The sequence below is a fragment of the Pelomonas sp. CA6 genome (assembly GCF_022549225.1).
Taxonomy (GTDB): domain Bacteria; phylum Pseudomonadota; class Gammaproteobacteria; order Burkholderiales; family Burkholderiaceae_C; genus Roseateles.
This window is the reverse complement of sequence record NZ_JAKZFD010000003.1, coordinates 436,574-454,225: the sequence shown is the minus strand read 5'-3', so window position 1 is coordinate 454,225 and position 17,652 is coordinate 436,574. Positions and strand designations below refer to the sequence as shown.

Here is a 17,652-nt window from a genome sequence, read left to right as displayed (position 1 = left end):
CGCCGGACTCGATCAGGGCAACAACACTCAGACCGGCGTGACGACGACGGTGGAGCGGTTGTTCTCGCCCTTGGTGGTGAAGGACACTTGGCCGTCGATCAGAGCGAACAGCGTGTGGTCCTTGCCCATGCCCACGTTGGTGCCGGCGTGGAACTTGGTGCCACGCTGGCGCACGATGATGGAGCCGGCCGACACGACCTGGCCACCAAACACCTTCACGCCCAGCATCTTGGGCTTGGAATCGCGGCCGTTTCGAGTCGAGCCGCCGCCTTTTTTCTGTGCCATGGATTACTCCTTGATGGTTGGCTTCAGCGGGAACCCGATCAGCCGTTGACCGCGCTGATCGCCAGCTCGGTGTAGGTCTGGCGATGGCCCTGGCTCTTCTTGTAGTGCTTGCGACGACGCAGCTTGAAGATGCGCACCTTGTCGTGCTTGCCATGAGCCACCACGGTGGCCTTGACGCTCGCGCCAGCAACCAAGGGAGTGCCAACCTTCAGTTCGGCGCCGTTACCCACGGCGAGAACTTGGTCGATCACGATCTCTTGGCCAACTTCCGCAGCAATCTGTTCTACCTTGATCTTTTCGCCAGCAGCAACCTTGTATTGCTTGCCACCGGTTTTTATGACCGCGTACATATCAGCCCTTTCAAATACACAAGTCCGCGACTATCCCTGCCGAGCCTTCACGCAGAGCCATGCTCATGGCCCCGCAACGAATACACCGCACTCCTGGACACAAAGACATACCCGAAGACGGCGACAAAGCAAGAAGAAAACGCAAACCACAACTCCGCCAAGATGCGGAGCCCGCGATACTAGCATAGGGTTAGCCCTTGCGCAAGCCATCCACCGCTCCGCTCCCTCCTGGCGCAAGAACTGCCCCCGTTGCGCTGCGCCGCTCAGAAATCGCCCCGCCAAGCGGCGAGAGCCTAGACGCAGCTTCCTATAATCGCTGTTTCCCCTCTTTGTGAGCCCAGAGTGCAAGCCCCCACTGCCTCGAATCCGGTCGCAGAGGCCCTAGCGGCCCTGAACACACAGATGCAGGAGGTCGACGCCGTCATCGCCCGCCGCCTGAGTTCTGATGTCGCGCTGATCAACCAGATCTCGGCCTACATCATCCATGCCGGCGGCAAGCGGATGCGACCCAAGCTGGTGCTGATGTTCGCCAACGTTCTGGGCTGCGACAGCCCCGCAAGCCGCGAGCTGGCGGCCGTGGTGGAGTTCATTCACACGGCGACGCTGCTGCACGATGACGTGGTCGATGAGTCCGCGATGCGCCGTGGCAAGAAGACCGCCAATGCACTGTTCGGCAACGCAGCCAGCGTGCTGGTGGGCGACTTTCTCTATTCGCGCGCCTTCCAGATGATGGTCTCGGTAGAGCGCATGCGCGTGCTGGAAGTGCTGGCCGACGCAACGAACGTGATCGCCGAAGGCGAGGTCCTGCAGCTGATGAACATGCACGACCCGGACGCCACGGTGGAGAGCTACCTGCGCGTGATCCGCTACAAGACCGCCAAGCTGTTCGAGGCCAGCGCACGCCTGGGCGCCGTGCTGGCGGACGCTCCGGCCGAGGTTGAGGAAGCCTGCGCCGGCTATGGCCGCGCGCTGGGCACGGCCTTCCAACTGATCGACGACGTGCTGGATTACGAAGGCGACAGCCAGGCCCTGGGCAAGAACGTCGGCGACGACCTGCGCGAAGGCAAGCCCACCCTTCCCCTGCTGATCGCCATGGAGCGCGGCAGCGAGGACGAACGCCAACTGATCCGCCACGCCATCGAGCACGGCGAGGTCGAGCGACTGCCGGACATCGTCGCCATCGTGCGTCGCACCGGCGCACTGGAGGCCACGCGCGAGGCAGCACGCACCGAGATCGAAGCCGCCAAGAAAAATCTTTCGTCGCTACCTCTTAACAAGTGGCGAGAACTTCTGCTAGAATTTGCGGCTCAGTCGGTTGAGCGCTCTTTCTGAACCAAGAGCAGTTCGACAACACTGAAATCGGGGTGTAGCTTAGCCTGGTAGAGCGCTACGTTCGGGACGTAGAGGCCGGAGGTTCGAATCCTCTCACCCCGACCAGATTGGTCAGCGAGTCAACGGTGTGCGTCATCGACTCGTAGAACCCCCGGGTCACCGGGGAAGCAACAAGGGCTCCATCCAGGAGCCCTTTTGTTTTGCTCGCGCTGCGAACGGCTCCCTGTCTCACCGGGTGCGGAACGGCGGGCCGGGCCGCTAAGCTGCGCCCCTTGCGCACCGCTGGAAAAGCATATCGATGAGCGCTGGCTCGATGAATCCGGATTCCCTGAGGCTGCATCTGCTGGGTGCGCCGCGCCTGATGCGCGGAGAGATGGACCTGGGGCGAGAGATCCGCTACCGCAAGGCCTGGGCCCTGCTGGGCCTGCTGTGCTTCCCGCCCGCCACCTGGCAGGCACGCAGCCAGTTGGCCACCTTGCTTTGGCCCGATCTCGCCAGCACGGCCGCTCTGACGAATCTGCGCCAGATCCTGAGCAATCTCCAGCAGGTGCTGGGCAAGCACCTGGGCCGGACCTGCCTGCAGGTCGAGCGTGAACGGGTGCGGCTGGACCCCGACCCGCTGCTGTGGGTGGACACGCTGGCGCTGGAACGCCTGAGCCGAGACAGCGCCGACAGCCCCGCCCTGCTGCAGGCCGACGAGTTGGCGCAGGTGGTCGAACCCCAGCTGCAGTCGTTGTCGGCCGACCTGCTCGAAGGCCTGGAGCAGGCAAGCGGCGACGCCTATCTCCGCTGGCTGCAGACGAGCCGCCTGCAGGTCAGGTCCTGGCAACAGTCGCTACGCCTGCAGGTCTGCGAAGCCCAGCAACGCAGCAACCGACTGGCCGCGGCCGTGCTGTCGGCCCGCTTGCTCTGGGAACAGGACCCCTTGTCCGAACCCGCCGCCGAGCGACTGATGCGGCTGCTGCTTCGGGTGGGCGACCGCCGCGGTGCCCAGCAGGTGCTGGTCGAGCTGGACCGCAAGCTGCTTGGCGAGCTAGGCCTGCGGGTCTCGCCGCGTTTACGCACCTTGGTCGAACCGCGCAGCACGGTGCCGCTGGAATCCGAGCCTTGCGGGCCCGAGGCCCCGCTGATGCGCGAAACGCGCGCCATGGCCTGGTGTTTCGTGACCGTGGCGGCACCGGCAGCCTCGTCGAGCGAGCTGGACGCGACCACCTTGCAGGCCGCGCGCACCTTGCTGCGACCCTGGCACGCCGATGTGCGGCCCGTCACCGGACGAGGATTCCACGCGGGCTTCGGCGACGCCGGCCACCCCGAGCAGGCGGCACGCCGCTGTGCATTGGCCGTGCGAGAACTGCTCAAGGCCCTGCCTGGGCGCCTGCGCGTCGGCCTCGTCTGGGGGCAGATGGGCTGCCATTCCGGCCCCGAGGGCGTGGACTGGTTTGGCGACCTCCCCGACGAGGCCCGGGCACTGTCACAGCAGGCCGGCCCCGGCATGGCGCTGGGCAACAAGGCCTTGGCCGACCGGGTGGCGATGTTCGCCACCACCGCGCAGGGCGCCCTTGTCCTCCAACCCGAATCCCGCGAGGAAGATCCGCCCGCGCAACGCCGCTACGCGCTGGTGGGCCGCGAGAAGGAACTGGCCATCCTGATACGCCACTGGCGGTTCGCCACCGAAGGTCGGCCGGCTTGGGTGGTGGTTCAGGGCGAGGCCGGCGTGGGCAAGACCCGGCTGGCGCAAGCCTTCGCTGCGCAGGTGGAAGCGCAAGGAGGCCTGGTGCTGCGCATGCATGGGGCACTGGAGCGGCAGTCGTCCCCGCTGGCGCCGCTGCGCGCGGCGCTGCTGAGTGCCTTGTCGCCAGATGCACAAGCGCTGGGCCGGAGCGCCGCCCAGGCGCGCCTCGCCGCCTTGCTCACCGGCCTGCCCGACCGCGAGGAACTGCTCGCCACCCTGCTGCACTTTCTTTTCGACGAAGACACGGCCGCCAGCGCCCCGCTGGAAGGCCGCGACCAGCGCTTCTGGGCCTGCTTCGCCCTCCTCGATGCGCTCGCTCAGCGGCAGCCGGTGCTGCTGTGGGGGGACGATCTGCACTGGTCCGACCTGGCCACCCGCGAATGGCTGTCGCACTATGCCGGCCTGCTGGCCGAGCAGCGCTTACTGCTGTTGAGCACCACAAGGCCGGATGCCGGCGCGGGCGCGGCGGCAACGCCGCCGCATCTGCTGGAACTCGGCGCACTGGCACAGGGGGCCGCAGGCCAGTTGGTTACCCTGTGCGACCCTCACGGACAGCTGGACGAGGCTGCGCACCGCCAAATCGCGGCAGACAGCGCCGGCGTGCCGCTGTTCATCGAGCATCTGGTTCGCCGGCGCCTGGCGGGCGAGTCCTCGCCCGCCCACCAGGTGGACGAGCTGCTGACGCTGGAGCTGGACCGGATGGGTGCGTTCAAGCCGGTGCTGCAGTCGGCCGCCGTGCTGGGCAATGAGTTCCATGCCAGCCATCTGACGTTGCTGTGGCCACACCAGGAGCTGCAGCCCGTGCTGGAACTGGCCTGCCATTGCCGTCTGATCGTGCCGCTGGGCCGACAGAGCTACGCCTTCCGTCACGCCCTGATCCGCGATGCAGCCTACCGCAGCCTGCCGTCCGGCCAGGCCCGCCAGGTGCACGCCCGCTTTGCCGGCTGGCTGGCCGTGCAGCCCGAGGCCATGCCCGGCGAGGTCGCGGCCCACCTGGAGGCCTCCCAGCAGTGGCGCCCGGCGATCGCCTGGTGGCAGCGCGCCGGCATGGCGGCCATGGGTCGACAGTTCGCCAGCGATGCGCTGCGCAGCCTGCAACGCGCGCTGGCGCTGGCCGAATGGCATGCAGCCGACGAGCCGGCGCTGATCCGCGCGTTGCAGTTCGCGGTCGCCCACGCCTCGCTGCTCAGCCAGGGCTACGGATCCGCACTCGGCTATGCGCTGTTCGAGTCCATCGCCAAGGAGATCAAGGCCAACGGGCGCCCCGAGGACGACGAAGATCTGTTCCGGGCCCTGAGCGGCCTGTACATGGGTGGCAGTTCGCAGAAAAGCACGGAGGGGTTGGCGATAGGCCGACGCCTGGAGCGGCTCGCCGACTCGCCCACCAAGCGGCTGATGGTCTGCTTCGCGCTGGGCAACTCATTGTTCTGGCATGGCGAGTTCAAGGAGGCGCTGGCCTACCAGCAGGAAGGTGCGGCGCTGGCCGAGGCCTTGCCGGCCGAGGAACGCACCCGCTACTGGAGCGACGACTTGGGTGTGCTGATCCGCGCCTTCCAGGTCTGGACCTGCTGGTTCCTCGGCGACATGGCCCAAGCCCAGGTCGCGGCACGGCAGGGTCTTGCCCTGGCACGCCAGGGCGGCCAGCCCCACGCGCTGTGCTTCGTGCTCGCCTTCGTCGCGGCAATGCACTGGTCCGACGACGACGCGCGGGCCGCGCGTCGACACGCCGAGGAGGGGTTGGGCCTGGCGCGCCGCTTCGGTTTCCCGCTGTGGCAAGGCATCCATGGGCTGTTCGTGCTGTGGTGCGACGCCCGGGAGGATCGGCTGAGCGATGTGGGCGCCGTGCAGCAGGCGGCCCAGACTTTCCGCCAGGCCTACCAGGCCGGCAGCACCACGGCCAACTGGGTGGTCACATCCATCCTGCTGCAACTGGACCTCCACGAGGAGCTGGCCGACACGGTGGCCCACACGCGGCGCCATCTGGAACAGTCCCAAGACCTTTACTGCCAGGCCGAGGTCCTGCTGCTGCAGGCCATCGGCCTGGCCCGCCAAGGGCAGGCGCAGCAAGCCGCGGCGCTGAGCGCCGAGGCTCGCGCGCTGGCGCATGACCAGCACGCGGCCGGACTGCTGCGACGTCTGGACCGACTGGCGCAGATCCACGGACTGACGCAGGGCGGCTGAGCGGCGTCCCCGATTCGGCGGCGCCCCTTCGTCCTCCGCCGATCCCACTCTCACGACCTGCTTACGTTGCTTTCTTAGAGTCCTGCGCCCAAGACCGGCAGAGGAAGGCGACGGATGAAGGAGTACAAGCGGACGACGGGCGTGAAGAAGCCGTCGACGATGGAGCGGCGTCTCGGACAAGGCGCGCTGGCAATGGCGCTGGGCGCGCTGCTGGCAGCATGCGGCGATGGCGGCGGGACCCCGGAGCCGCAGAACGCGCCCGGCACACCCTTGGCGCTGTCACCACTGGTGAATCTGCAGCCCGAAGCGGCCGGCGCCCGCTGCGCGCTGGGAGGCACGCGGATCGAATCCGGCGCCGACCTCAACCAGAACGGCGTGCTGGACAGCGCGGAGATCCGCAACACCCAGTATGTCTGCCGCAGTGACACGGCGGCCCGGCCCACACTGGTGGCCTTGGCCATCGAGCCAGCCGGCGCGCGCTGCGCGCAGGGCGGCACCCGGGTGCAGGCGGGGCTGGATGCCAACGGCAACGGCGTGCTGGACGGTGCCGAGATCAGCGCGGTCTCCCATGTGTGCGAGGCCAAGCCCGCCGCCGCCCGCCCCGCGCGCCTCATGGCGCTGCAGGCCGAACCGGCCAGCACCTATTGCGCTCAAGGCGGCAGCAAGGTCAGCACAGGAGAAGATCGCAATGGCGACGGCCGGCTCGACGCGTCGGAAATCGCGGCCACCCATTACCTGTGCAGCGTGACGGGACCGGCCGGCGCGGCCAGCCTGGTCCATGTCGTGGCAGAGCCAGCCGGAGAGCGCTGCGTCGCCGGTGGCAGCAAGATCACCGCGGGCGAGGACCGCAATCGCAACCAGGTGCTGGACAGCGACGAGATCGCCGCGGTCCAGTACGTGTGCTCCGGCACCGCCGGCCCGACCGGCCCCACCGGGGCTCCGGGCCTGAGCACGCGCATCTTGCAGACGACCGAGCCACCGGGCAGCCATTGCCCCGCTGGCGGACAACGCATCAGCGCAGGACCGGACCGCAATGGCAACGGCATGCTGGATGGCGACGAGATCGAATCGACCGGCTATGTCTGCAACGGCACGAACGGTTCGAATGGTTCGAATGGCAGCCCCGGCGAATCGGGTCTGAACAGCCTGTTCGCCCTCGTGGTCGAGCCGGCCGGGACGAACTGCGCGGTCGGCGGCAACAAGGTCACGCTGGGGCTGGATCGCAACCGCAACCAGGTGTTGGATGCCGACGAGGTCAGCGCCACCCGCTATCTGTGCAACGGTGCGCCCGGAGGCAACGGCCTGGCCAGCCTGGTCGATGTGCAGGCGGAGCCGGCCGGCCCGCATTGCAGCGCCGGCGGAAGCAAGATCTCGGCAGGTGTCGACGCCAATCGCGATGGCGTGCTGAGCGCCAGCGAGGTCGCCAATGTCCAGTACGCCTGCAACGGCACGGCAGGCCCCACAGGCCCCACAGGACCGACGGGCCCCTCCGGCCTCAACACCCGCATGCTGATGATGGCCGAGCCGCCCGGCGCCAATTGCGCCACGGGCGGGCAGCGTGTCAGCGTGGGGCTGGACAGCAATGCCAACGGCGTGTTGGACTCCGCGGAGATCCAGTCCTCCAGTTATCTCTGCAACGGAGCGGCCGGGCCTTCGGGCCTCACGGCCCGCATGCTGATGACACCCGAGCTCCCAGGCGCCAACTGCGTCAACGGCGGCCAGCGGGTCAGCGTGGGGCTGGATGCCAACGCCAATGGCGTTCTCGATGCAGCCGAGATCCAGTCCTCCAGCTACATCTGCAACGGCGCGTCCGGCCCGACAGGGCCTGCGGGGCCCACCGGTCCCTCCGGGTTGACCGCACGCATGCTGGTGACGCCCGAGCTTGCCGGCGCCAACTGCAGCAACGGCGGCCAGCGCATCAGCGTGGGCCTGGACAGCAACGCCAACGGCATTCTCGATGCAGCCGAAATACAGTCCTCCAGCTTTGTCTGCAATGGGACAAACGGATCGGCCGGACCGACAGGACCGACAGGACCGACAGGCCCTGCCGGGCCGGGCGCCGCGCTCTTCACCTCCTCCGGAAGCTACACCGTGCCCGCGGGCATCCATGCCGTGCTGATCGAGGCCTGGGGCGGTGGCGGCGGAGGAAGCAATGCCTTCAATTGCCGCCCCTCGGTATCCCTATGTGCGCAAGTCGATGAGGCCTACTACGGGGCCAACAATGGCGGAGGCGGAGGGGCCGGCGCCTACCAGCGGGTCTACCTCAGCGTGACCCCTGGCAGCGTACTGACCGTCGCGGCAGGCAGTCCCGGGGTCGCCAGCATCCCTGGCGTGAGGGTACCGGTCAGCTACCCCCCGCCCGCGTCTGGCGACGGGGGGGACTCCCTGGTCGTTTACCAGGGCCTCACCGTCCTCACGGCAAGAGGGGGCAAGGCCGGCTCACCCCACATCTACAGCAGCGACAACGGCGATCTCATATTCGCCACGCCGGGCAGCGGCGGCACCGCCTCGTTCGCCGCGCCGGCCCTGGGCCTGGGCAGTTCGGCCGGGGCCGGCGGCGTCGGCGCCCAAGGCGCCGGCGCTGGAGCGCCAGGGAGCGGCGGAAACGGGCTGGTGCTGGCGACCAAGACCCAGCCCACCAACGGCGGGTCCGGCATGGTGATCATCCTGCCGGTTCAGTAAAGAGGCGCGGACCGGAGCCCTGCCATGGGCGCGGGCTCCGCCCAAGGGGCGAAATGCGGGGTTTCTTCCGGCGACTTCGGTCGCCGCCCGTCCGTCCGGCTCGTATACAGTCCATGCCAATGAGCGTCATTGGAACGCGAGGTTGGGACGCATCCTCCCCTCGTGCGCCAGGCGCGCCTGCGGCATGGATGGCCGCGGGCCGACTTGTACCGAGGATCCTGCCCGCCCGTGGATAGCACCCTGATCGATCCGCCCCAGTCCGCCCTCTCCGGCGTGGCCCGCGTCCTGGTTCATGCCGGCAAGCTGCCGGCCAAGGCCGCCGAGGATCTGGTGAAGCAGGCGCGCGAGAAGCGCGTCAGCTTCGTCAATGCGGTGATGGCCGCCGGTGCCGTGACACCCAGCGATCTGGCCCACACCCTGTCGGTGGCGCTGGCCCTGCCGCTGCTGGACCTCAACGCCATCGATCCGCACAAGCTGCCGCAGAACATCATCGACCCCAAGCTGGCGCAGCAGTACGGCGTGGTGGCGCTGGCGCGGCGTGGCAACCGGCTCTTCATCGGCGGCGCCGACCCCACCGAGCCGGACGTGATCGAGCGCGTGAAGTTCACGACCCAGCTCACGCCGGAATGGGTCATCGTCGAACACGACAAGCTCGCCAAGCTGCTCAATGCGACCGGCGCCAGCGCGGCCGAGGCGCTGGACTCGCTGGCCGGCGGCGACTTCGATTTCGACATCGCCGACGATGAGCCGGCCACCCCGCAGGAAACGGCCGACATCGCCGAGGTCGAGGACGCCCCGGTGGTGCGCTTCCTGCAGAAGATGCTGGTGGACGCGATCAACATGCGCGCCTCCGACCTGCACTTCGAGCCCTACGAGTTCCATTACCGGGTGCGCTTCCGCGTCGACGGCGAGCTGCGCGAGATCACCCAGCCGCCCATCGCGATCAAGGACAAGCTGTCTTCGCGCATCAAGGTGATTTCGCGGCTGGACATCGCCGAGCGGCGCGTGCCGCAAGACGGCCGCATGAAGCTGAAGTTCGGCAGCAAGGCCATCGACTTCCGCGTCTCCACGCTGCCCACGCTGTTCGGCGAAAAGATCGTCATCCGTATCCTCGACCCCTCGTCGGCCCAGCTGGGCATCGAGGCGCTGGGCTACGAGAAGATCGAGAAAGAACGCCTGCTGCACGCGATCCATCGGCCCTACGGCATGATCCTGGTCACCGGCCCCACCGGCTCGGGCAAGACGGTCTCGCTGTACACCTGCCTGAACATCCTCAATCAGCCTGGCACCAACATCTCCACCGTCGAAGATCCGGCGGAAATCAACCTGCCGGGCATCAACCAGGTCAACGTCAACGACAAGGCCGGGCTGACCTTCGCCGCCGCGCTGAAGGCCTTTCTGCGCCAGGATCCCGACGTGATCATGGTGGGCGAAATCCGCGACCTCGAAACCGCGGACATCGCGATCAAGGCCGCGCAGACTGGCCACATGGTGATGTCCACGCTGCACACCAACGACGCGCCGACCACACTGACCCGGCTGCTGAACATGGGCGTGGCGCCGTTCAACATCGCGTCCAGCGTGCTGCTGATCACAGCGCAGCGTCTGGCTCGGCGCCTGTGCGAAAACTGCAAGGCCCCCGCCGACTATCCGCGCGACGCGCTGTTGCGCGCTGGCTTTGCCGAGACCGAGCTGGATGGCAGCTGGCGCCCCTACCGTGCCGTAGGTTGCTCAAATTGCAACAATGGTTATCGGGGACGTGTCGGTCTTTACCAAGTGATGCCGATCTCCGAGGCAATTCAGCGCATCATCCTTTCCGAAGGCACGGCGATGGACATCGCCGAGCAGGCCCGCGCCGAAGGCGTGCGAGATCTGCGCCAGTCCGGACTGGTCAAGGTCCGCGCCGGGGTGACCACCCTGGAGGAAGTGCTGGCGGCAACCAACGAATAACAGGCAGTTGCGCGGTCCCGCGCAGCGAGGAGCAAGTATGGCGACGGCGAGTGCGAGCAGCAGCAGAAACGCCAACAAGGGCGTCAAGGAGTACGTCTACGAGTGGGAAGGCAAGGACCGCAACGGCAAGATCGCCAAAGGCGAGATCCGAGCCGGCGGCGAAGCCATGGTCAGCGCCACGCTGCGGCGCCAGGGCATTCTGGTCACCAAGGTCAAGAAGCGTCGCACCAGCGGCGGCAAGTCCATCAAACAGAAGGACATCGCCGTGTTCACGCGCCAGCTGGCGACGATGATGCGTGCCGGCGTGCCCCTGCTGCAGGCCTTCGACATCGTGGCGCGGGGCAGTCCCAACCCGCGCCTGACCAAGCTGCTGACCGACATCCGCCAGGACGTGGAAACCGGCACCAGCCTGTCCGCCGCCTTCCGCAAGCACCCGATGTACTTCGACGCGCTGTACTGCAACCTGGTCGAGGCGGGTGAGGCGGGCGGCATCCTGGAAGCCCTGCTGGACCGCCTGGCGATCTACCAGGAAAAGACCGTCGCGCTGAAGAACAAGATCAAGTCGGCCCTGACCTACCCCATCGCCGTGATGGTGGTGGCCTTCGTCGTCACCGCGATCATCATGATCTTCGTGGTGCCGGCCTTCAAGGACGTGTTCAAGTCCTTCGGCGCCGATCTGCCGGCACCCACGCTGGTGGTGATCGCGATCTCGGAGTTCTTCGTCCAATACTGGTGGCTGATCTTCGGCGGGCTGGGCGGCGGGCTGTACTTCTTCTTTCAGAGCTGGAAGCGCTCGGAGAAGATGCAGAAGTCCATGGATCGGATGCTGCTGAAGATCCCCGTGTTCGGCGACCTGATCTACAAGGCCGCGGTCGCGCGCTGGACGCGCACGCTGTCGACGATGTTCGCGGCCGGCGTGCCGCTGGTCGAGGCGCTGGACTCGGTGGGCGGAGCGTCGGGCAACGCGGTCTTCGTCGAGGCCACCGAGAAGATCCAGCGCGACGTCTCCACCGGCGCGGCGCTGACCACCTCGATGCAGACCACGGGCATCTTCCCCACCATGGTGCTGCAGATGTCCAGCATCGGCGAGGAATCCGGTTCGCTGGACCACATGCTGGGCAAGGCCGCGGAGTTCTACGAGGACGAGGTCGACGAAGCCGTCAAGGCCCTGTCCAGCCTGATGGAGCCGTTCATCATCGTGTTCCTGGGCGTGGTCATCGGCGGCATCGTGGTCGCGATGTACCTGCCCATCTTCAAGCTCGGTCAGGTGGTTTGAGACAACATGGGTCAGGATCTTGATTGGCTGCTGTCGCCGGCCGTGCTGGGTGTGTTTGGCCTGTGCATCGGCAGCTTTCTGAACGTGGTGATCTATCGCCTGCCCGCCATGATGCAGCGCCAGTGGATCGCCGATTGCGCCGCCCAGCTCACGCAAGCGGAGGACCTGCGCGCCCACGCCGGGCTGTCCGACGCGCAGGCTCAGCAGGCGCAGGCGACCGGCCAGATGCTGGAGGCCGCGCTGGGTGCCCGGCCCAGGCTAGGGCTGGCCATGCCGCCGTCGCGCTGCCCGCACTGCGGCCATGCGCTGCGCTGGCATGAAAACCTGCCGCTGCTGGGCTGGCTGCGCCTGCGCGGCCGCTGCTCGGCCTGCAGCGCGCCCATCGCCAAGCGCTACCCGCTGATCGAGCTGCTGACCGGCGCCCTGTTCGCCGCGTTGGCCTGGCATTTCGGCCCGCAACCGGTCGTGTTGCTGTGGTGTGGCTTCGCCGCCGCGCTGGTCGCACTGGCCGGCATCGATTGGGACACCACGCTGCTGCCCGACGCCATCACACAGCCGCTGCTGTGGGCTGGCCTGGCCGCCGCCTGGATCGGCTGGACCGTGCCGCTGGGCAGCGCGCTGGCCGGCGCGCTGCTGGGCTATCTGTCGCTGTGGTCGGTGTACTGGGGCTTCAAGCTGCTCACCGGCAAGGAGGGCATGGGCCAGGGCGACTTCAAGCTGCTCGCCGCGCTGGGCGCCTGGCTGGGCTGGCCCATGATCCTGCCCATCGTGCTGATCGCGTCGGTGCTGGGCGCCATCGTCGGCATCGCGATGAAGTTGCGCGCCAGCCTGCGCGAGGGCCGCTACGTGCCCTTCGGCCCCTTCCTGGTCGGCGGCGGGCTGGTCGTGCTGTTCGCCGGGGCGCCGCGCGTGCTCGGTTGGCTGGGCTGGGCCTGAGCCGCCGCACCGACGCCCCATGCGCATCGGACTCACCGGCGGCATTGGCAGCGGCAAGAGCACGGTCGCGCGCGCGCTGGCGCAAGCCGGCGCCGCGCTGATCGACACCGATGCGCTGGCGCGCGCGCTGACCGAACCGGGCGGCGCGGCCCTCCCGCAGATCCGCGCCCAATTCGGCGATGCGATGATGGACGCCGATGGCGCCATGGATCGCAATCGCATGCGCGCCGAGGTCTTCCGCAACTCCGCGGCCAAGAAGCAGCTGGAGGACATCCTCCACCCCATGATCCTGGCGCAGGCCTGGACTCAGGCGGCACAGGCCGAAGAAGCCGCGCCCGGACGGCTGGTGGTCTTCGACGTGCCCCTGCTGACCGAGGCTGGCGAGCGTTGGCGCCGCCGCGTCGACCGCGTGCTGGTGGTGGATTGCGACGAGGCGACCCAGGTGCGCCGCGTGATGCAGCGCTCCGGCTGGACCGAAGCCGCGGTGCAGGCCGTGATCGCACAGCAAGCCAGCCGGCGCGCGCGCCGCGCCATCGCCGACGCGGTGATCCACAACGAGGCCCTGAGCCTCGACGCCTTGCAGGCCCAGGTCCGCCAGCTGGTGAGCGCCTGGCAAGCCGACGCGAGGGCTGCATGACCCGCCCGCTGTGGAACAATGGGCAGGTGCGCAATCCCGCGCCACGAACCTGATCGCAGGGATGGCCGAATTGGTCCTGTACGAATACCCGTTCAACGAGAGCATACGCACGATGCTCAGGCTGGAGCATCTGTTCGACCGCCTGGGCCAGCTGATGGCGCGCGAGTCGGCGCTGGACCACCACTTCGCGCTGGCCACCATCTTCGAAATCATGGACGTGGCCTCGCGGGCCGACCTCAAGTCTGACCTGCTCAAGGACCTGGACCGCCATCGCAGCCAGCTCAACAGCTACCGCGGTAATCCGGCGATCTCCGAGGCCGCGCTGGACGAGGTGGTGACGCGCATCGACCACGCCTTCCAGCAGCTCAATGCCCTGCCCGGCAAGGCCGGCCAGGCGCTGACCGCCAACGACTGGCTGATGAGCATACGCAGCCGCATCTCCATCCCCGGCGGCACCTGCGAGTTCGACCTGCCCGCCTACTACAACTGGCAGCAGCTGCTGCCCGCCAAGCGCCGCAACGACCTGGTCCAATGGACCCAGACCCTGATGCCGCTGGCCGAAGGGCTCAGCGTGCTGCTGAGCCTGCTGCGCGACAGCGGCTCGCCGCACAAGGTGGCGGCCCAGGCGGGCCAGTACCAGCAGAGCCTGCCACAGGGGCGCAGCTTTCAGCTGCTGCGCATGCGCATCGATCCCAGCCTGGGCCTGATTCCCGAGATCTCGGGGCACCGGCTGATGGTCTCGATACGGCTGATGCGCCAGGACGAGGAAGGCCGGCTCAAGCCGGCCGCCCAGGACGCCAGCTTCGAACTCACCCTCTGCGCCTGATGACAGCTCCCGCCCAGCAGCGCGTCGTGCCCTGCCCCACCTGCGGCGGCGACAGCGTGTTCGCCCCCAGCAATCCCTGGCGCCCGTTCTGCAGCGAACGCTGCCGACAGATCGACCTGGGCGCCTGGGCCAATGAGTCGTTCCGGGTGCCCGCCGCACCCAGCAGCGCGGACGAGGACGACGCCCCGGCGGATTAAGCCGGCGCCGCCAGCAACCCACGCTCGCGCAGCTGCGCCCAGGCCTGCTCCGGCGTGGTGAACAGCAGGGCCTGCCAGCCCTGTCGGCGCGCAGCGTCGACGTTGGCGGGATGGTCGTCCAGGAACAGGCATTCGCCGGCCGGCACGCCGAAACGCGCCAGCGCCAGCTCGAAGACCGCGGCCGAAGGCTTGGAGAGCTTCACCCGGCCGGAGAACACGCCGCTCTCGAACCAGTGCTGCAGCGGATGGCTGCGCTCCAGGTGGTCGGCATAGGGCTCGGGCATGTTGGACAGGTAGAAGAGCCGGTGGCCGGCCGCCTTCAGCGCCTCAATCAGCGCCACCGTGCCGGCGATGGGCGCCAGCTCGTCCGGCACCTCGGCCATCACCTGCTCCACCTCGGCCAAGGGCCAGCCGGTGCGTTCGGCGATGCGGCGCGCGGTGGTGGGTGCATCCGCCAGGCCCTGGTCGAAGGCGCCCCAGTCACCGCTGTAGGCCTGGAAGAACTGCGCCGCGGCCTGCTGCCCCGCCGCCTCGTCGGCAACGCGGTGCGGCCAGACACGCGCAAGGAAGCTGGGCGGATGCCAGCGGAACAGCACGCCGCCGAAGTCGAAGACGATGTTCATGCCGAGACCTCCGGCCCCGGGCCGCGCAGATGCGCCAGAAGCCCCGCTGTCGAGCCGTCCAGCCCCCCGCCGTCGCCGCTGGCGAAGCGCGGCAGCAGGCGGTTGCACAAGGCCTTGCCCAGCTCCACACCCCATTGGTCGAAGCTGTTGATGCCCCACAGCGCGCCGCTGACGAACACACGGTGCTCGTACAGCGCCACCAGCGCCCCCAGGCTGCGCGGCGAGAGCCGCTCCAGCAACAAGGTGGTGCTGGGCCGGTTGCCGGGGAAGCTGCGATGGCGGGCCAGCGCCTGCGTCGCCAGCGTCCTGGAGGCGGTCGGCGCGGTTTCTCCCAGCGCCTCGGCCTCGGTCTTGCCCTGCATCAGCGCCTGCGACTGGGCCAGGCAGTTCGCCAGCAGCTTGGTGTGCTGATCCTGCAGGCACTCGCGCAGCGCGCCCTGCACATGGGCGCCGAAATCGGGTTGGCGCACCGCGATGAACTCGACCGGAATGACGTCCGTGCCCTGATGCAGCATCTGGAAGTAGGCATGCTGACCGTTGGTGCCCGCCTCGCCCCAGACCACCGGGCTGGTCGCATAAGGCAAGACCTGACCCTCGCGGTCCACGCGCTTGCCATTGCTTTCCATTTCCAGCTGCTGCAGATAGGCTGGCAGGCGGCGCAGGCCCTGATGGTAAGGGGCGATCGAGCGGCTGCCAAAGCCATGGAAATTGCGGTACCAGAGATCCAGCAGCCCCAGCAGCACCGGCAGGTTGCGCGCCAGCGGCGCGCCGCGGAAATGCCCGTCCATCGCATGCGCACCGGCGAGCAGCTCGCGGAAGCCCGCGGCGCCGATCGCGATCGCGATCGGCAGGCCGATCACCGACCACAGCGAATAGCGCCCGCCCACCCAATCCCAGAAGCCGAAGGTGGTGGTGATGCCGAACTCCGCCGCGGCCTGGGCGTTGCTGGTCGTCGCGGCAAAGTGACGCGCGATGTCGCTCCCGCCCTGCTGCAGAAACCAGGCCTTGGCGGCCCGGGCATTGGCCAGCGTCTCCTGCGTCGTGAAGGTCTTGGACGCGACGATGAACAGCGTGCTGGCGGGCTTGAGGTCCCGCAGCACGCCGGCCAGGTCGTGGCCATCGACATTCGAGACAAAGTGCAGCCTCAGCCCCGGCTTCACGCAGGACTGCAGCGCTTGCACCACCATGGCCGGCCCAAGGTCGGAGCCGCCAATGCCGATGTGCACCACATCGCTGAACCCGCGATCGTCCGCGCGCACCGACTCGGCGAACGCGAGCATGCGCTGCAGCGACGCCTGCACCTCGTCACCATGCGGCGCCTGGCCCTGCGGCGCGCGCAGCGCGGTGTGCAGCACCGCGCGACCCTCGGTGTGGTTGATCGCCTCGCCCTGGAACATGGCCTCGCGCTGCGCCTCCAGGCCGCAGTCCCGGGCCAGCTGCAGCAGCAGCTGCAGGGTGGCCGTGGAGATGCGGTTCTTGGACAGGTCGGCCAACACCTCGGGCGCCTGCAACGACCAGTCCTCAAAGCGCCGCGGCTCGCGCGCAAAGGCCTCGCGCAGATCGAACTGGCGGCCCTCCAAACGGAAGTGGTCTTGCAGCGCGGCCCAGGCGGGGCTGCGGTCGCAGCGCGGGAACAGGTTCATCAGAGGCTGGTGATCATCTGGTCCAGCTTGCCGGCGTCGACGGCAAACAGGCGGATGCCTTCGGCCAATTTTTCGGTGGCCATGGCGTCCTGGTTGAGGGCGAAGCGGAAGTCCGCCTCGTTGAGCGAAACCTTGGGCAAGTCCAGCGCCCGCGCCGCATCGGCATCGAGGCGGCGTTGCAGCGGGGCGTTCTCCGCCTGCAGCTGGGCCAGCAGGTCGGGGCTGATGGTCAGCAGATCGCAACCCGCCAGCGCCTGGATCTGACCGATGTTGCGGAAGCTCGCCCCCATCACCTCGGTGCGGATGCCATGCTTCTTGAAGTACTGGTAGATCGCGGTCACGGACTTCACGCCCGGGTCGTTGACGCCCGCGTTCGCGGCTTCGTCCCAGGCCGTGCCGGCCGCTTTCTTGAACCAGTCATAGATGCGACCGACAAAGGGCGAGATCAGCTGGATACCGGCTTCGCCGCAGGCCACCGCCTGGCAGAAGGAGAACAGCAGCGTGAGGTTGCAGTGGATGCCCTCCTGCTCCAACTCGCGCGCGGCCTGAATGCCTTCCCAGGTGGAGGCGATCTTGATCAGCACGCGTTCGCGCGGAATGCCCGCGGCCTCGTACATCGCGATCAGGCGGCGCGCCCGCGCCAGCGTGGCCGCCTTGTCAAAGCTCAGGCGCGCGTCGACCTCGGTGGACACGCGGCCCGGCACCACTTTCAGGATCTCCAGGCCGAAGCGCACCAGCACCTGATCGACGACCTGGTCCAGCGGCTGGCCCTTGTGCGCGGCCACGCAGTCCTTCAGCAGCGGCGCATAGTCGGCCGACTGCACCGCCTTCAGGATCAGCGAGGGATTGGTCGTCGCGTCACGCGGCGTGAACTGCGCCAGTTGCAGGAAGTTGCCGGTATCGGCGACGACGGTGGTGAAAGCCTTGAGTTGTTCGAGCTGGTTCATGAGGGCGACCCGAGGGTGGAAAGCAGGCCCGTATTAGAACCGCTGGGGCCGCTCG

The 17,652-nt window shown here is 68.1% G+C and carries 14 protein-coding genes and 1 tRNA gene; 10 read left to right on the top strand and 5 right to left on the bottom strand.

The features are described from left to right. Window positions 1–27 precede the first annotated feature (27 nt). Both rpmA and rplU read right to left on the bottom strand, forming a co-directional pair. Window positions 28–285 (bottom strand): 50S ribosomal protein L27, encoded by a 258-nt coding sequence (rpmA, locus tag LZ017_RS08025; protein WP_241396074.1) that lies wholly within the window; start codon window positions 283–285, stop codon window positions 28–30. Between the two features lie 38 nt (window positions 286–323). After that, window positions 324–635: a 50S ribosomal protein L21 gene (gene rplU / locus LZ017_RS08020; RefSeq protein ID WP_241396073.1), complete on the bottom strand. Its 312-nt coding sequence runs from the start codon at window positions 633–635 to the stop codon at window positions 324–326. Between the two features lie 402 nt (window positions 636–1,037). On the opposite strand from rplU, the gene LZ017_RS08015 reads away from it, so the two are divergent. From LZ017_RS08015 to LZ017_RS07970, 10 genes are all read left to right on the top strand, one after another. Further along, a complete protein-coding gene (locus LZ017_RS08015) occupies window positions 1,038–1,967 on the top strand; it encodes a polyprenyl synthetase family protein (RefSeq protein ID WP_241396072.1) in 930 nt (309 codons plus the stop codon). A 28-nt stretch (window positions 1,968–1,995) separates the two neighbouring features. Continuing rightward, window positions 1,996–2,072 (top strand) — tRNA-Pro (locus LZ017_RS08010). Between the two features lie 208 nt (window positions 2,073–2,280). After that, on the top strand, window positions 2,281–5,880 hold the full coding sequence (locus LZ017_RS08005) for an AAA family ATPase (RefSeq protein WP_241396071.1): 3,600 nt from the start codon (window positions 2,281–2,283) through the stop codon (window positions 5,878–5,880). Window positions 5,881–5,994: 114 nt separating this feature from the next. Next, window positions 5,995–8,562 (top strand): hypothetical protein, encoded by a 2,568-nt coding sequence (locus tag LZ017_RS08000; protein ID WP_241396070.1) that lies wholly within the window; start codon window positions 5,995–5,997, stop codon window positions 8,560–8,562. Window positions 8,563–8,790: 228 nt separating this feature from the next. Next, window positions 8,791–10,512 carry a type IV-A pilus assembly ATPase PilB gene (gene pilB / locus LZ017_RS07995; protein WP_241396069.1) on the top strand — a complete coding sequence of 574 codons (1,722 nt, stop codon included), beginning with the start codon at window positions 8,791–8,793 and terminating at the stop codon, window positions 10,510–10,512. 37 nt (window positions 10,513–10,549) lie between these two features. Next, window positions 10,550–11,788 carry a type II secretion system F family protein gene (locus LZ017_RS07990; protein ID WP_241396068.1) on the top strand — a complete coding sequence of 413 codons (1,239 nt, stop codon included), beginning with the start codon at window positions 10,550–10,552 and terminating at the stop codon, window positions 11,786–11,788. 6 nt (window positions 11,789–11,794) lie between these two features. Further along, a complete protein-coding gene (locus LZ017_RS07985; RefSeq protein WP_241396067.1) occupies window positions 11,795–12,724 on the top strand; it encodes an A24 family peptidase in 930 nt (309 codons plus the stop codon). A 19-nt stretch (window positions 12,725–12,743) separates the two neighbouring features. Then, on the top strand, window positions 12,744–13,361 hold the full coding sequence (gene coaE / locus LZ017_RS07980; protein WP_241396066.1) for a dephospho-CoA kinase: 618 nt from the start codon (window positions 12,744–12,746) through the stop codon (window positions 13,359–13,361). 70 nt (window positions 13,362–13,431) lie between these two features. Continuing rightward, window positions 13,432–14,187, top strand: a complete 756-nt coding sequence (gene zapD, locus LZ017_RS07975; protein WP_241396109.1) for a cell division protein ZapD — start codon at window positions 13,432–13,434, stop codon at window positions 14,185–14,187. Beyond that, on the top strand, window positions 14,187–14,384 hold the full coding sequence (locus tag LZ017_RS07970; protein ID WP_241396065.1) for a DNA gyrase inhibitor YacG: 198 nt from the start codon (window positions 14,187–14,189) through the stop codon (window positions 14,382–14,384). The genes zapD and LZ017_RS07970 overlap by 1 nt, the downstream gene beginning before the upstream one ends. On the opposite strand, the gene LZ017_RS07965 is transcribed toward LZ017_RS07970, so the two are convergent. From LZ017_RS07965 to tal, 3 genes are read right to left on the bottom strand one after another with little or no spacing between them, the layout of a single operon-like run. After that, complete coding sequence (locus tag LZ017_RS07965) at window positions 14,381–15,007, bottom strand: HAD family hydrolase (RefSeq protein WP_241396064.1); 627 nt, start codon at window positions 15,005–15,007, stop codon at window positions 14,381–14,383. The two genes, LZ017_RS07970 and LZ017_RS07965, sit on opposite strands and share 4 nt — an antisense overlap. Next, the gene (pgi, locus tag LZ017_RS07960) at window positions 15,004–16,650 is read right to left on the bottom strand and encodes a glucose-6-phosphate isomerase (RefSeq protein ID WP_241396063.1); all 1,647 of its coding nucleotides are present in this window, start codon (window positions 16,648–16,650) and stop codon (window positions 15,004–15,006) included. The genes LZ017_RS07965 and pgi overlap by 4 nt, the downstream gene beginning before the upstream one ends. Then, window positions 16,650–17,597 (bottom strand): transaldolase, encoded by a 948-nt coding sequence (gene tal / locus LZ017_RS07955; RefSeq protein WP_241396062.1) that lies wholly within the window; start codon window positions 17,595–17,597, stop codon window positions 16,650–16,652. Before tal ends, pgi begins: the two co-directional genes overlap by 1 nt. Between the last annotated feature and the right edge of the window lie 55 nt (window positions 17,598–17,652).

What these genes read in the sequence shown, in the direction of transcription:
- LZ017_RS07990 (WP_241396068.1), top strand. Translation starts at nt 10,550, where the DNA reads ATGGCGACGGCGAGTGCGAGCAGCAGCAGAAACGCCAACAAGGGCGTC.
- LZ017_RS07965 (WP_241396064.1), bottom strand. Translation starts at nt 15,007, where the DNA reads ATGAACATCGTCTTCGACTTCGGCGGCGTGCTGTTCCGCTGGCATCCG.
- rpmA (WP_241396074.1), bottom strand. Translation starts at nt 285, where the DNA reads ATGGCACAGAAAAAAGGCGGCGGCTCGACTCGAAACGGCCGCGATTCC.
- rplU (WP_241396073.1), bottom strand. Translation starts at nt 635, where the DNA reads ATGTACGCGGTCATAAAAACCGGTGGCAAGCAATACAAGGTTGCTGCT.
- LZ017_RS08005 (WP_241396071.1), top strand. Translation starts at nt 2,281, where the DNA reads ATGAATCCGGATTCCCTGAGGCTGCATCTGCTGGGTGCGCCGCGCCTG.
- LZ017_RS08015 (WP_241396072.1), top strand. Translation starts at nt 1,038, where the DNA reads ATGCAGGAGGTCGACGCCGTCATCGCCCGCCGCCTGAGTTCTGATGTC.
- LZ017_RS08000 (WP_241396070.1), top strand. Translation starts at nt 5,995, where the DNA reads ATGAAGGAGTACAAGCGGACGACGGGCGTGAAGAAGCCGTCGACGATG.
- LZ017_RS07985 (WP_241396067.1), top strand. Translation starts at nt 11,795, where the DNA reads ATGGGTCAGGATCTTGATTGGCTGCTGTCGCCGGCCGTGCTGGGTGTG.
- coaE (WP_241396066.1), top strand. Translation starts at nt 12,744, where the DNA reads ATGCGCATCGGACTCACCGGCGGCATTGGCAGCGGCAAGAGCACGGTC.
- pgi (WP_241396063.1), bottom strand. Translation starts at nt 16,650, where the DNA reads ATGAACCTGTTCCCGCGCTGCGACCGCAGCCCCGCCTGGGCCGCGCTG.
- LZ017_RS07970 (WP_241396065.1), top strand. Translation starts at nt 14,187, where the DNA reads ATGACAGCTCCCGCCCAGCAGCGCGTCGTGCCCTGCCCCACCTGCGGC.
- tal (WP_241396062.1), bottom strand. Translation starts at nt 17,597, where the DNA reads ATGAACCAGCTCGAACAACTCAAGGCTTTCACCACCGTCGTCGCCGAT.